Origin of the sequence: Streptomyces avermitilis MA-4680 = NBRC 14893 (assembly GCF_000009765.2) — a bacterium.
Classification (GTDB): domain Bacteria; phylum Actinomycetota; class Actinomycetes; order Streptomycetales; family Streptomycetaceae; genus Streptomyces; species Streptomyces avermitilis.
This window is the reverse complement of record NC_003155.5, coordinates 2637962-2651660: the sequence shown is the minus strand read 5'-3', so window position 1 is coordinate 2651660 and position 13699 is coordinate 2637962. Positions and strand designations below refer to the sequence as shown.

Annotated in this window: 15 protein-coding genes; 7 read left to right on the top strand and 8 right to left on the bottom strand. The window is 70.9% G+C overall.

The genetic code is table 11. The annotated features are described in order from the left end of the window. The first annotated feature begins 353 nt into the window (after positions 1 to 353). Positions 354 to 1322 (top strand): ABC transporter substrate-binding protein, encoded by a 969-nt coding sequence (locus SAVERM_RS11430; protein ID WP_037650026.1) that lies wholly within the window; start codon positions 354 to 356, stop codon positions 1320 to 1322. Positions 1323 to 1427: 105 nt separating this feature from the next. Here the strand turns inward: SAVERM_RS11430 and SAVERM_RS11425 are convergent, their stop codons facing one another. From SAVERM_RS11425 to SAVERM_RS11415, 3 genes are all read right to left on the bottom strand, one after another. Then, the gene (locus SAVERM_RS11425; protein WP_037650071.1) at positions 1428 to 2243 is read right to left on the bottom strand and encodes an SAM-dependent methyltransferase; all 816 of its coding nucleotides are present in this window, start codon (positions 2241 to 2243) and stop codon (positions 1428 to 1430) included. Between the two features lie 103 nt (positions 2244 to 2346). Further along, a complete protein-coding gene (locus tag SAVERM_RS11420; RefSeq protein ID WP_042494335.1) occupies positions 2347 to 2559 on the bottom strand; it encodes a DUF397 domain-containing protein in 213 nt (70 codons plus the stop codon). Positions 2560 to 2598: 39 nt separating this feature from the next. After that, positions 2599 to 3474, bottom strand: coding sequence for a helix-turn-helix domain-containing protein (locus tag SAVERM_RS11415; protein ID WP_010983615.1), 876 nt, complete (start codon positions 3472 to 3474; stop codon positions 2599 to 2601). A gap of 314 nt (positions 3475 to 3788) precedes the next feature. Here SAVERM_RS11415 and SAVERM_RS11410 point away from each other — a divergent pair, with 314 nt between their 5' ends. The 3 genes from SAVERM_RS11410 (at position 3789) to SAVERM_RS11400 (ending at position 5790) form a co-directional block, all read left to right on the top strand. Further along, positions 3789 to 4352: an ATP-binding protein gene (locus SAVERM_RS11410; RefSeq protein ID WP_107083169.1), complete on the top strand. Its 564-nt coding sequence runs from the start codon at positions 3789 to 3791 to the stop codon at positions 4350 to 4352. Then, entirely contained in the window at positions 4330 to 4818 is a 489-nt protein-coding gene (locus SAVERM_RS11405) for a hypothetical protein (RefSeq protein WP_010983613.1), read from the top strand. The genes SAVERM_RS11410 and SAVERM_RS11405 overlap by 23 nt, the downstream gene beginning before the upstream one ends. A 171-nt stretch (positions 4819 to 4989) precedes the next feature. Next, complete coding sequence (locus tag SAVERM_RS11400) at positions 4990 to 5790, top strand: VOC family protein (RefSeq protein ID WP_010983612.1); 801 nt, start codon at positions 4990 to 4992, stop codon at positions 5788 to 5790. 307 nt (positions 5791 to 6097) lie between these two features. On the opposite strand, the gene SAVERM_RS11395 is transcribed toward SAVERM_RS11400, so the two are convergent. Both SAVERM_RS11395 and SAVERM_RS11390 read right to left on the bottom strand, forming a co-directional pair. Continuing rightward, complete coding sequence (locus SAVERM_RS11395) at positions 6098 to 6517, bottom strand: DUF6114 domain-containing protein (protein WP_010983611.1); 420 nt, start codon at positions 6515 to 6517, stop codon at positions 6098 to 6100. After that, on the bottom strand, positions 6517 to 7191 hold the full coding sequence (locus SAVERM_RS11390; RefSeq protein ID WP_010983610.1) for a DUF6230 family protein: 675 nt from the start codon (positions 7189 to 7191) through the stop codon (positions 6517 to 6519). The genes SAVERM_RS11395 and SAVERM_RS11390 overlap by 1 nt, the downstream gene beginning before the upstream one ends. Before the next feature lie 779 nt (positions 7192 to 7970). Here SAVERM_RS11390 and SAVERM_RS11385 point away from each other — a divergent pair. After that, positions 7971 to 8627 carry a hypothetical protein gene (locus SAVERM_RS11385; RefSeq protein ID WP_037650027.1) on the top strand — a complete coding sequence of 219 codons (657 nt, stop codon included), beginning with the start codon at positions 7971 to 7973 and terminating at the stop codon, positions 8625 to 8627. A 130-nt stretch (positions 8628 to 8757) separates the two neighbouring features. Here the strand turns inward: SAVERM_RS11385 and SAVERM_RS11380 are convergent, their stop codons facing one another. Then, complete coding sequence (locus SAVERM_RS11380; protein WP_010983608.1) at positions 8758 to 9693, bottom strand: lytic polysaccharide monooxygenase auxiliary activity family 9 protein; 936 nt, start codon at positions 9691 to 9693, stop codon at positions 8758 to 8760. Between the two features lie 173 nt (positions 9694 to 9866). Between SAVERM_RS11380 and SAVERM_RS11375 the strand changes: the two genes are divergently transcribed. Next, a complete protein-coding gene (locus SAVERM_RS11375; RefSeq protein WP_167544192.1) occupies positions 9867 to 10442 on the top strand; it encodes a hypothetical protein in 576 nt (191 codons plus the stop codon). After that, positions 10435 to 11649, top strand: coding sequence for a damage-control phosphatase ARMT1 family protein (locus SAVERM_RS11370; protein WP_010983606.1), 1215 nt, complete (start codon positions 10435 to 10437; stop codon positions 11647 to 11649). The genes SAVERM_RS11375 and SAVERM_RS11370 overlap by 8 nt, the downstream gene beginning before the upstream one ends. Positions 11650 to 11657: 8 nt before the next feature. Here SAVERM_RS11370 and SAVERM_RS11365 read toward each other — a convergent pair whose 3' ends face one another. Further along, complete coding sequence (locus SAVERM_RS11365; protein WP_010983605.1) at positions 11658 to 12923, bottom strand: cytochrome P450; 1266 nt, start codon at positions 12921 to 12923, stop codon at positions 11658 to 11660. Continuing rightward, a complete protein-coding gene (locus SAVERM_RS11360; protein ID WP_010983604.1) occupies positions 12920 to 13699 on the bottom strand; it encodes an alpha/beta fold hydrolase in 780 nt (259 codons plus the stop codon). Before SAVERM_RS11360 ends, SAVERM_RS11365 begins: the two co-directional genes overlap by 4 nt.

The window sequence follows — 13699 nt, the reverse complement described above, 5'->3', positions numbered from 1 at the left end:
GCGCGAAGGTTCACGAGACCGTATTCATCGACTGGGGCCGCGACAGAACGTTCGGAAGACGGCGGCCCCCGCACGCCGCTGTGCCTTGTCGCCAACTCGGGCGAGACTACCGCCTCTTCAGACCCCCGATTCGGCCACCCCACGTCAAGAATCCATTACAAAGCGTCTGCGACTCATCGGCAGAGCGTCCACCAGTCGTTCACAACCGGCCACGCATTGAGGCCAATCGGTGACCAGAATCCTCTTGACCGACCGAGAACCGGCTGGATTGGATCAGTAGACAAAGGTGCCGGACTTCCGCGCACCCCGCCATCTCCATGCTCCCCACACCATCCGAGCCCGGAACGGGAATTGTGACTTCTACCGCGAAGAGCAGCAGGTCAAGGACGAGAAACCCCGGCGCGGCAGCCGTCGCGCTCGCCGCCACGGCGGCGCTCCTGGCGGCATGTGCGGGGTGTTCGTCGTCCTCCGGCGAAGAGTCCGACCCGCTCTCGGGCGACAAGGCGGGCGGCGACAGCGTCGTCGTCGGCTCGAACAACTTCGCCGAGAGCATCCTGATCGCCGACATCTACGGCGAGGCCCTGAAGGCCAAGGGCATCAAGGTCACCTACAAGCCGAACATCGGCAGCCGCGAGACCACTTACGGTCTGCTCAAGAACGGCTCTCTCACCGTGCTGCCGGAGTACAACGGCGCGCTCCTCGCCTACCTGGACTCCAAGGCCACGCCGAAGACGGTCGCCACCACGACCGCCGCGATCAACGCCAAGCTCGACTCGAAGCTGAAGCTGCTCGACCCGGCGCCCGCGCAGGACAAGGACTCCGTCACCGTCAACGCCGCCACCGCCAAGAAGTACCACCTCACCTCCGAGTCCAGCATCGCGGACCTCAAGGACATCGCCCCCGACCTGGCCATCGGTGCCTCTCCGGAGTTCCAGACCCGACAGCAGGGCCTGGTGGGCCTGAAGTCCGTGTACGGGCTGAACTTCAAGTCGTTCAAGGCCCTGGACGCCGGTGGCTCGCTGACCCAGGCGGCGCTGAAGAAGAACACGGTGCAGGCCGCGGACCTCTTCACCACGGACCCGACCATCACCAAGGAGAAGTTCGTGGTCCTCCAGGACCCGAAGAACCTCTTCGGGTTCGAGAACGTGCAGCCGCTGGTCTACAAGTCGGGGCTCTCCCAGAAGGGCGCCGACACGCTGAACGCGGTCTCCGCCAAGCTCGACACGGTGGCACTGCTGAAGATGGACGCCGAGGTGCAGCTCCAGAACAAGGACCCGCTGGACGTCGCCAAGGCCTGGCTGACGTCGGCCGGCCTGGACTGACGTCCGTCGCTGCCGCCGGGACCCGTTCGAACGGGCCCCGGCGGCAGACGCGGCTCACGGCTTGCCGCGGCTCACGGTCTGCGGGTCACGGCTTGCAGCGGCGGGTCACGGCTTGCGGGCCACCGCTCCGTACATCGCGATGTCCTCGTCCCGGATGCCGTCGGCGGTGGCGGCGTCCGGGTGCCACTTGTGCACCTGGACGATGCCCGGCTCCACCAGCTCCAGGCCTTCGAAGAACTCCTCGGCCTCCGCGTGCGTGCGCAGCCGCATGGGCATGTTGCGGGCGGCGTACTCGCGGGCGACCCGGCCCACCTCCTGCGGCGCGAACTCGGCGGTGCCGATGGACATGGCCAGATAGCTGCCCGAGGGGAGAGGCTCCAGGAGGCGGCGGACGATGCCCACCGCGTCGTCCTCGTCCAGCACGAAGTGGACGATCGCGATCACCGTCAGGGCGACCGGCCGGGTCAGATCCAAGGTGTCGCGCAGCTCCGGGGCATCCAGGATGCTCGCCGGGTCGAGCATGTCCGCCTCGACGTACGCGGTCCTGCCCTCGGGGGTGCTGGCCAGCAGGCCCTGGGAGAGGGTGAGGACGATCGGGTCGTTGTCCACGTACACGACCCGGGACTCGGGGGCCACCGACTGGGCGATCTCGTGGAGGTTGGGCGAGGTGGGGATGCCGGTTCCGATGTCCAGGAACTGGCGTATCCCGGCCTCCTTCGCCAGATGGGCCACCGCGCGGTTCATCCAGTCGCGGTTGGCCCGCATGTGGACCGGGAGTGCGGGCCACTCCCGGGACATGGCGTCACCCGCCTCCTTGTCGGCCGGGTAGTAGTCTTTTCCGCCGATGATGTAGTCGTAGATGCGCGCGGAGTGCGCACTCTCGGTGTCGATACGGTCGGCCGGCCATCCGTTGTCGGGCAACGCCGCCCCTCCCATTCAAGTCGTAGGTTCCGTAAGAACGTTCATGGAAAAACAGGGGACCAGGCAGGAGAACCAGAGAAGTCACCAGAGAAGTTAAGAGAAATCAAAGGAGGAAGTCGGCTTCGCCCTTCTTCACACCCGCGAGGAAGCCAGCCACCTCGGCGGGGGTGAGGACCAGGGCCGGGCTGTCCGGGTCGGTGGACTGACGCAGCGCCACCCGGCCGTCGGCGAGCTTCTTCGCCTCCAGGCAGGCGCCTCCCGCGTCGTCGCTCCACGGTTTGGACCAGCCGCGCGCGCCGAGATCCCGGGCCGGCATGCCGTTGCGTATGTGGCCGTCGCGTATGTGGTGGTGCACTCACAGCTCCTTGCGTATCGCGCCGAGGAGAGCCTCGGTCTTCCTGGCGGGCGCCGACTGGGCGCCCAGCCGGTCCAGGGCCTCGCGATACACCACGACATCGTCGCTCTTGTCCAGATAGACAGCGCCCACCAGGCCGCTCAGATAGACGATGTCCGGCAACTCACGTGCCCTGAACCGGAAGACGTGGAACGCTCCGGCCCGCATCGCGGGATGCGGACCGCTTCGGAACGGCATGATCTGCAAGGTCACATGCGGCAGCGCGTTGAGCGCGATCAGGTGGTCGATCTGGGCGCGCATCACGGTGGGGCCCCCGACCGGCCAGCGCAGCACGGTCTCGTCCATCACCACCCACAGGCGGGGCGGCGCAGAGCGGGACAGCAGTTCCTGGCGGCGCATGCGCAGGGCGACCCGGCGCTCGGTCGCCTCGGCCGGGGCGTGCGGGTTTCCGGCGCTCAGCAGGGCCCGCGCGTACTCCTCCGTCTGGAGCAGACCGTGGACGAACTGCGCCTCGTACGCCCGGATCTGGAGCGCCGCCTGCTCCAGGCTCAGATACGCGGCGAACCAGTCCGGCAGCACATCGCGGTAGGTGTGCCACCAGCCGCGCTTGTTGGCCTCACGGACCGACTTCAGGAACGTGTCGATCTCCTGCTGGTCCGTCACACCGTAGATCTGGAGCAGTTTCTCGACGTCCGCGAGCCTGAGCCGGGCCACCTTGGCGGATTCCATCCGGCGGATCGTGGAGTGGCTGACCCCGATCGCCGCGGCCGCTTCCTCGTAGGTGCGGCCGGCCCGGGTGCGCAGCTCCTCGAGCTGTCTGCCGAGGATCATGCGCAGCACGGTGGGGGCGCCGCCCCAGTCGGTCTCCGCGGTCACGCCCTACCCCCTCACACCGAGTCACGGGTCATGGGTCACAGTCTGTCACGATCATCTTCCGGCGGAGGCAGCATGCACCTCACACATTGCAATTTTCAACTTGCCGGTTGCGAGGCGTCGTTCGCAGGTGCCAGAGTGGTTCCACCGTCAGGAGCCGGTGAACGAGGATGCTGAGCAGTCCAGTTGGGGGAGTCAGGGCTGCTCTTGGGCACGATTCGAAGCGAGTTGGCCGCTGGTGCGCGACTCGCGACGGCACTGAGCGGTGTGGCACCGGCACCTTCCGTGGTGCGACGGCAGATGAAAGGCGAACGGCGATGGCTCCGCCCTCCCTCCCCCAGCCTTTACGACGACCGGGACGACCGGCGCGGGAGGAGCAGCCCGTCCCCCAGGCGGGCATCTTCGGCCTTCCCGCGATCCCCGCCTCGGTGGCCGTGGCCCGCGGCCATGTGCGCGAGCTGCTCGCCGCCTGGAACACCGACGCCGAGACATGTGACAACGCTGTCCTGGTGGCCTCCGAGCTCGTCACCAACGCGATCATGCATACCGCCAGCGGCCGGATCGTGTGCAGACTGCGCACCGACGGCGCGCGGGTGCGCATCGAGGTGGAGGACGAGCACCGGGGCCAGACCCTCCCCGCCCAGTGCCGGCCGGAGCCCGACGACCAGGGGGGTCGCGGACTCCTGCTGGTCGGCGCGCTGAGCGGCGACTGGGGCGTCAAGAACAGCGCGTACGGGCCCGGACACATCGTCTGGGCCGAGCTGTCGCCGGACGGAGGAGACCCCGCCTCGACCGGGCTTCCGGCGACCACGAACACCACCCGGCCCGTCCCCCACCTGGCCGAAGGACCGTCATCCCATGGACCGACAGCACACGCCTGACCCTCGCCCGCGCTTGTCCGACGCTCACCGGCGCCTGTCCGATCCCCGCCCCGGCCTGTCCGCCCCGCTGCTGTGCGAGCGCCCCCAGCGGCTCTCCCTCCCCGTGGAACTGCCGGCCGGCCTCGGCTACGACGCCGTGGGCACCTCGCCGGAGCACGGCGAGCGGATCATGGAGTGCCTCCCGCGCGTCGGCTGTGTCTTCGCCGACGACCTGCGCTGGTGGTGGATCGTCCCCTCCGGCTCCCACGTGGGCGTCACCTGGCCGTCCTGCACGACCTACGCGATCGGGGCCTATCTGGCCGACCCGTCCTGGACCCGGGCATCGGGCCGCCCCCGCCCCGGCGGTCCCCGCCTCATCCACCGTCCCGATGGTGACTCTCCGTACACGCCACCGATCCCGCTGTACTTCCTCATCTGCCGGCTCGCCGGAATCAGCCCGAGCTGGTCGCTGGGCGCCGTGAGCTGAGCCCGGTCCTGCGGCGGCCGTGAGCTGAGTACGGCCCTGCGGCGGCCGTGAGCCGTGCCGGTCTGTGGAGTTTGCCCCGATGTCCGCGGGGTACCCGGGGCCGGGACTACGGGGCCTCTCGGGGGCCTCCGGGTTGCGGAGCGGCGGCGGAGATGACAGGACGGTAGAGCGATGAAAAGAAACGGAACGCTCGCGCGAGAGATCGTCTCCAGCCATTCGGTGTTCGGCGCTCCGTGCTGGGTCAGCCTCACCACCCGCGACCTGGAAGCCGCGGAGAACTTCTACAAGGCGGTACTGGGCTGGCGCTGGCGCACGGGCAAGCTCGGCGACCGGTTCCGCTTCGCGCTGTCGGAGGGCATGCCCGTCGCCGGGATCGCCGCGGTGGCCTCGCAGTGGCAGATGGCGGCCGCCTGGACGCCGTATTTCGCGGTGCCCAGCGCGGACGAGGCCGTGTCCCGCAGTCAGGAGCGCGGCGGTACGACCGCGGTCGGGCCGATCGCCTTCCCGCCCGGCCGGGCGGCCCTGCTGGCGGACCGCGACGGTGCCGTCTTCGGCATCTGGGAGGGACAGCTCGTCGCCGGCTGGGACCACTGGCGCCGCGCGGCCCCCGCCTTCGTACGCCTCCACACCCGCGACGCCTTCGACGCCGCCATCTTCTACGGGGAGGTCCTCGAATGGGCCTCCGCACGCCCCGGCGCCTGTCAGGTCCAGTACGACGGGAAGGAGGTCGTACTGCTCAGCCAGGGCGACGTGGTGGCGCGGATCCACTCCGGGGCGGTGGGAGCCGCGCCCGACCCCCAGCTCAGACCGCACTGGCAGGTCCACTTCGCGGTCGACGACGTCGAGGCCTGCGTCCATGCCGCCCAGGACCACGGCGGCACGGTGCTGCGGTGGGAGCCCGGCGCCACGGAGGCGGTGCTGAGCGACCCCGACGGGGCCCGCTTCACGGTGACCGCCCGCACGAAGCGCTGAGTACCACCGTCCCTGGGGTCAGTGCCCCGCGGTGGATGCGGCCCCTGGCGGCGACTAGGTGCGGGCCCTGCCCGCCGGACGCCGGCGGACGCCGTACGTGTCATGTGGCCGTACCGTCGCTGCACCGTCGCTGTACCGGCGCGTCTGCGCGCCGCGCTCTTGGCGGCGAGGCCGCGGGCCGGACGACCACACGACCGCCGGGGCCCCGGCCCATGGCCACGGGCTCGGCGAGCGGGTTCCGGTGGGGACGACCTCGGGGTGCCGCGGGGGGCGGTCGGCGGAGCCCGCTCGCCGAGGAGCGGTGGCGTCAGGACGCGGGCGAATCGGCCGTGGGGGACGGCGTCCGATGGCGGCGCAGCAGGCGCCGGCGGGGTTCCTGGTCCGGCAGCCAGCCGAAGGCGAGGCAGCTGCCCGTGGCGCCCAGCAGGAGGCCGATGAAGAAGCCGCCCAGGTTGGACGTGAGCCAGGTGCCCAGGGTCACCAGGATGCCGATGACGGAGTAGAAGAGCCGCTGGGCGGGGTTGAAGAGGATCAGCAGGCCGCACAGCATCATGACGACCGGCAGCAGATAGCCCGCGAGGCCCTGCATGCCGATGTGCATGACCACCTTCAGTGACACCTTCTCGGTGAGGAGGACCTCCGCACCGCCCAGGGTGAGCAGCAGTCCGCCCCAGAAGGGACGGCTCGCGCGCCACCGCCTGAAGGCGGACCTCGGCCGCGATGCCATCAGCAGGCCTTGTCGCTGAAGCTGAGGTGCAGGCCCGGAAGCTTGAACACCCCCGCCGTGGTCGCGTAGTTGGTCTGCCGGAGATTGGCGATATGCACGGTGTCGGCCTGCTGGCTGAAGACGCCCTTGTTGCCCTGCACCCCCGCCTTGTCGAGCGTGCTCGCGTCGTTGCCGATCTCGATCTTGTTGAACTCGGCGTCGCCGGACAGCTCGGTGGAGTCGGTGGTCAGATCGCTCGCCACCACCTTGTCCTTGCCGGCGCCCGCCTCGATCCGCAGGTTCGTACCGCCGAGGTCGACGCTCTGGCACAGCTTGGTGAGGGTCGCGTCCTTGATCGCGGAGGTGACGACCAGGACCTGGCCGCCGGTGTCACCGGCGTTCGGGCTGCCCTCGGCCATGTTGTCGAGGTTGCCGAACTGCTCGAAGCCGGTGCCGTTCAGGTCGGTGGCGGTGACCGTGAACGGCATGCCGGATATGGCGAACTGCACCCCGAGGGCACCCTGGGCGGTGAGGATCACCAGTCCGGCGGCGATCGCGGTGGCAGGCACCGCCATCACCGCGGCGCGGCGCAGGCGGACCCGCCCGCGTCTTTCGGACCCTTCGGCGGCGGAACCGCTTTCCGGGGTCTGGGGGGTGGAACCGTGGGACGCCGTGGCGTCCGAGGATGAGGCCATGTCTGCTCCTGGGCATAGTCAATGCAGGTGCGGTTTCACTGGCACGTTGTCCTGGCGCGGACAGCGGCTGCCGCGGACGCCTCCTCGCACCTCCCGGCGAGCGCAAGGGCTTTCTCGTTACGCAGCAGTAGCCGCGGTGGAAGTTACCGGTGGTTACAGTTCAGGGTCAAGCAACTTGTGCGAAAAGGGTGATGGTTGTGTGACACCTGTGCGTCACCAGGTGTACCGCAGGTCAACTTCTCCGCCGCGAGCCGCCAACTTCCTTGCTACGTCTTGACGTTGACTGCTCATCAGGTTTACAAATTCCCCTGCTTTCCCAAGGATCCGTGGCGCCGGATCCGTCGCACGGCGCGAGTCGCTCTCCCGGCCCCTGGCTGTCCCGGGGCGGTGGCGGCACTTCTGGACGCGCGGCGCGACGCACGGTCTCCACCACGATGCGCGGTCTCCACCACGATGCGCGGTCTCCACCACGATGCGCGGTCTCCACCACGATGCGCGGTCTCCACCACGATGCGCGGTCTCCACCACGATGCGCGGTCTCCACCACGATGCGCGGTCTCCACCACCTCCGAGTGATCCATCACCCCCACCGCGGCGCCGGCACGGTCGCCTTCCCATCGCCTGGGCCGTGTCCGGTCGCCCGGCTGCCGCCGCCGGTCCGTCGCGTACGGAGAAGGCGCCATGGGCCGGCGGCGGCAGCCGCACCTCCGCGTCCCCTCGCATCCCCGAGGGGCGCGGTCACCCGCAGCAGCTCCACACTTCTGAGAAGAGGCACCCCCATGCGCACTCGACCCTTGCTTGCCCTCGCCGGCGTCGTCGTGGCCCTCTCGGTCTCGGCGATGTCGCCCGCCTCCGCGGCAGGCACGGTCCTGACCACCGGCAGCGCCGGCGGTGACGCCGTCGCCACCGGTGACGTGCTCAGCGCCTCGCTGGCCACCGGCACCGCGGCCACGCTCTACTCCAGCGCGACCGGCACGAGCGGCGTCTCCTGCAGCGCGTCCACCTTCACCGCCGGTGTCGTGGACAACCCGGCCGCGTCCGGCACGGCCACCGAGTCGGTCACCGCGCACACCTTCGACGGTTGCACCAGCAATGTCATCGGTGTCCTCGGCGTCAGCGGCGTCACCGTCAACAACCTTCCGTACACCACCACCGTGGGCTCCGACGGAACCGTCACCGTGACTCCGGCCAGCGGCTCCACCATCCAGACCACCGTCAAGCTCAGCACCCTGCTGGGCACCATCAACTGTGTCTACCAGGCCCCCAGCCTGTCGGGCACGGCGAGCAACACCGACAACAGCATCACCTTCACCAACCAGCAGTTCACCAAGACCTCGGGCTCGTCCCTGTGCTTCAGCAGTGGCTACTTCACCGCGAAGTACGCCCCGGTCAAGGACACCAGCGTGTCCGGCAGCCCGTCGGTCTTCGTCAACTGACGACGGCCTGACGGCGACGGCCTGATGACGACGGTCTGACGGCAAGGGTCCGGCGACGGCCTGGCGGCGGCCCGCGGGCCGCCGCCAGGAGACGCCCCACACGGGGTGTCCGTCCCCTGGCGGCGACCTCCTAGCGGCGACGGCGGCGCAAGCTCACGACGGCGCCCGCGGCGAGCACCACCGCCGCGGCGCCGCCCGCGAGCAGGGGCAGGGACGGGCCGCTGTCGGAACGGTGCGCGGTGGCCGCCGCCGGAGTACCCGGCACGGCGGTCCTGGACGGCGGCGGCGTGGAGGCGGCGGTCTCGGACCTGCTCGGGGACGGGGAGCTCGACGGTGAGGACGTGGCGGCGGGACTGCTCGGAGTCGCCTTGCCGGCCGGCTTCCTGGCGGCGCCCGTCGATCCGCCGCCCGCACCGGCGGCGGCCTTGGCCTTCGCGAAGACCACGTCCGAGCACGAGTAGTACGTGTCCGTCGTGCTGGTGTTCTGCCAGATGGTGAAGAGCACATGGCGCCCGGTCCGGTCCGCGGGCAGCTTCGCCCCGAGGCGGTAGGCGCCGCCCGCCAGTGCCGGGTCCTTGAGCTGCGCGAACGGCTGCGCCGGCAGGTCCGACCAGGTCAGCGGCTTCGTGGGGTCGTACCCCTGTTTCGTCAGATACAGCTTGAACGTGCCGGTGTGCGGAATCGTCGAGCTGTACTTCATGGTCAGCGACGCGCCGGGGGTCAGCCGTGTCGACGGCCAGTCGGAGCGCGTGAGGTCGAGCCCCTTGTAGGCGGGCAGGCCGCCGCTGCACAGCTTCCCGTCCGGGATCAGCTGCCGGTCCCTGCCGTTCACGCCGGCGACCCGGAGGTTGTCCCACGCGGTGAAGGGCGAGCCGTTGGCCGCGATCGCCGCCGTGCAGGCGGCGGTCCGCGCCCGGCCGCCGCCCTCGGGGGAGCACGCCACCACCCGGCTGACCGGATCCGTCGGTGCGCCATGGGCCTGGGCCGGACCCGCCGCCCAGGCGGTCAGCAGCAGCGGGGCCGCCACGGCTACGGCGGCCGCGGCGGCGGTGCGGTGTGCGGTCATCCGGGAGTCTCCTCGGCCGGTGGGGGAGCGCGTACCAGAGGAGTACGGGGATGCGATGCCGTGCGTTCAGTCCACCGCGAGCGGCACCCGGAAGCTGCGCGTCCAGGGTGTGGCGGCGCGGGACACCGGCCCGCGCGACAGCGTGTGCGCCGGCCGGCCGTTAGCGTATGCGCATGCCAACTGAGTCGGCCCACGGGCCAGTCGGAGTGATATGTCCGAGCTGCGGCGAATCGACGGTGCGCGCGGTCGAGGAGATCTGCGCCGACGAGGCGTCCGTGCGCGACGGCCTGTCCAACCGCCTGGCGAAGGCGCCGGGCGTGACGTCGGGATTCGACGGCTGTCTGCACTTCGTCGAGGGCATGCTGATGGTCGGCGTGGGCGCCGCGCTCGCGTACAGCGGGGTGGACAACGACAAGCCGCTCTACACGATCGGCGGAGCGCTGCTGGCCGTGCTGCTGTTCGTCGGCACGATCCTCGTGGTCCGCGGCGAGGCGCGCGAGCGCGACGTGGTGAACGCCGGAGAGCACCGCGCCGACCGGCTGTGGCGTCCGGCGCACTACTGCTCCGGGTGCGCGTCGGTGTTCTGCCCCGGCGGCGGCCCGTGGGAGGGTCTGCTGACGCCGGAGCAGTTCCAGAAGTACGTGTGGACCGAGGCCGGATACGGGAAGCAGCTGGACCCCGCGGTCAGGGACCTGGAGCTGCCTGTCGGCATCCGGACCGGTCCCGAAGGAGCACAGGACCATGTCTGAAGCCCCCGTGATCGTCAGCGACGACCCGGGATCCTTCCCGCACAGCGTGCTGGCCGAGCGGCACCCCGCGCTCATCCGCAAGGTGCGGGACGCCTTCCCGTACGGGCCCGAGCAGCGGCGCGCGCTCGACGCGCTGCAAAAGAGCGCCCTCGACGGTGTGATCGAGCCGCTCGGCACACCGGCCGAGGACCACGAGCGGTGGGTGGCCTGGGGGCTTCCGAAGCACCTCGGCCGCTCCTGGTTCTCGGTGCCCTTCCTGTGGGCCGAGAGCTACTTCTACCGACAACTCCTCGCGGCTGTCGGCTACTTCGGCTCAGGGCCCTGGCAGGGCATCGACCCCTTCCGCCCCTTCAAGCTCGCCGAACTCGACACCCCGGAGGCGGCCGAGGAACTGGCCGCGCTCGACGCGCTCACCGGACGGCCGCTGGACGAACAGGCGCGGGCGCTGCTCCACGGCTCGCTCTGGGGCAACCGCGCGGACCTCGGCTTCCGCATCTCCGCCGGGGGCGACGGCTCCGTCGACTCCCAACTCCTCGTGGACGACAGCGAGTCACTGTGGGCGCTGCTGCCGGCGCACACGGCCGACTCCGACTCCGACTCCGACTCCGACGCCGACGGCACGGCCGGCCCGGCCCGCACGGTCTGTCTGGTCGCGGACAACGCCGGCCGCGAGCTCATCCCGGACCTGCTCCTGATCGACCATCTCCTGCACCACGGGCGGGCCGAACGGGCGGTGCTGCACGTGAAGCCGTACCCGTACTTCGTCTCGGACGCCACGACCGCCGACGTCCTGGACGCGGTACGGCGGCTGACCGGCACCAAGGGGGCGGCCGGGGCGGCCGGGGACCGCCTGTGGTCGGCCCTGACCGACGGCCGCCTCGTGGTGCGGGCCCATGTCTTCTCCTGTGCGCCGCTGCCGTACGCGGACATGCCGGACGACCTGCGCCGCGAGTTCGCCGAGGCGGACCTGACCATCATGAAGGGCGACCTCAACTACCGCCGTCTGGTGGGCGACCGGCTCTGGCCCCCGACGACACCGTTCACCACCCCGACGGCGTACTTCCCCGGCCCGGTCGTGGCCCTGCGCACCCTCAAATCGGACGTGATCGTCGGCCTGGACGCGGACACGGAGGCGGCGTTGGCGGCGGCCCAGGGGCAGGGATGGCGCACGAGCGGGACGCACGCGGTGATCCAGGCCAGGCCCTGACGCACCCCTCATGCCACCTGCAACGGCAGCGACTTGATCCCGTTGATGAAGTTCGACACGAGGCGTCCGGGAGGCCCGGCGACCCGCGGTGCGGGCAGCGCCCGTAGCGTCTGCGCGTACAGCACCCGCAGTTGCAGGCGGGCGAAGTGCGCGCCCAGGCAGACATGCGGGCCGTCGCCGAAGGAGACGTGCGGGTTCGGTGACCGCGACAGATCCAGCCGGTCCGGGGCGGTGAAGACGCGCCCGTCACGGTTGGCCGAGGCGTGGAAGACGACGACCTTGTCGCCGGCCCGGATGCGCTGTCCGGCGAGGTCGGTGTCGCGTACGGCCGTCCGGCGGAAGGTGAGCACGGGCGGATGCCAGCGCAGCAACTCCTCTACGGCGGAGGGTAGTTGCTGTGGCCGGGCACGGAGTCGGGCGTACGCCTCCGGGTGCTCCGCCAGGGCCAGCAGGCCGCCCGGAGCGGCGCCGCGCACGGTGTCGTTGCCCGCGACCGTCAGCAGGAAGAAGAACATCGCCAGCTCGGGGCCGGTGAGTTCGGGGTCGGTGGCGAGGGTCGTCATGATGTCGTCGGCGGGGTGTTCCCTCTTGTACGAGGCCAGCTGCCGCGCGTACTCGAACATGTCCCGCAGGGCCCCCGGTGAGCGCGGATCGACCGGTTTGCCCGCCGCGTCGAGGAGCGGCTCGCCCGCCTCGTCCGGGTCCTGGTAGCCGATGACGCGCCGCGTCCAGTGCAGCAGCAGGCCGCGGTCGCTCTCCGGTACACCGAGCAGATCGGCGAGGTTGAGCAGGGCGTAGTCGTCGGTGACGGTGGCGACCAGGTCGCAGCTGCCGTCGCCGGCGCGCGCACCCGCGAGGGCGGCGGCGAGCAGGGTGCGGGCGCGGTCACGGGCGAGCGACTCGAACCGGTCGACGCGGCGCGGCGTGAACGCACGGCTGACCAGCCGCCTCAACCTGCCGTGGTCCGGCGGATCCTGATTGAGCATCATGTCCCGGATGAACGGCAGGTCGTCGGGATCGGGGTCGCGGATCTGGGTGGCGCCGAACCGCGAGGAGTACGTGGTGGAGTCCTTGAGCACGCGTACGACGTCCGCGTGCCGGGTGACCGCCCAGAACCCCGGCCCGGCGGGCCAGCCGAGCACCTCGGGCTCGGCCTGCCGGGCGACGGGGTGATGGTCGCGGAGCGTGCGGTACGCGGCGTGCGGGACTCCGGCGGCGTACCGGCGCGGGTCGAAGACATCGGGGACGGGCGGGGCCTGCTCGCGGACGCTCACTCGCCGGCGTCCTCGGCCCGGAGGAACTCCTCCACCACGTGGATCAGGTCGAGCGGCGCCTCGTCCATGGCGTAGTGCCCGGCCGAGGGCAGCTCCCTCAGCTCGCCGCGCGGGTACCAGCGCATCCAGGTGTCCCGGAGCAGCGCGCTCGACAGCGCCGGGTCAAGAGCCCCCGTCACCGCCAGCGCGGGCACCCCCGCGCCCGTGACCTCCGCCTGGAAGTCCTCCCCGGCCCACGAGTCCAGCCACGCCCGGAACGCCTTCGCGTCGCTGTCCGCGAGGGAGCGGGCGACCATCCGGTCGAGCCAGGCCCCGGGGCGGCGCCCGCCGGTGGTGACGTCGATGATCGCGCGCCGGTTCTCCGGCTTGTGCGCCGCGTCCGCGAACAGCTGCCACTGGTCGGCCGGCAACGACAGCCCCGACGCGGGCACCGGGGACACCCCCGCGATCCGGCGCAGGCGCTTCGGGGCGAGGGCCAGCAGCCGCTGCGCGACCGTGCCGCCCATGGAGTGCCCGATCACGGAGAACCGATCCCAGCCGAGCCGGTCGGCCAGCTCGACGAGGTCCGCGGCGGCCTCGGCGGTGGTGAACGCGCCGACCGCGTCCTTGGCCCTTCCGTACCCGCGCAGATCCACCAGCGCGTACGTGAACGCGGCCCGGTCGAGATCCGGCAGCACCGCCGCGTACGCGGCCCGGTCGGCGAACCAGCCGTGCACCGCGAACACCTTGTGGGCGCCGTCGCCGTGCAGTTCATGGGGCAGCACGAAGGAGGTCAT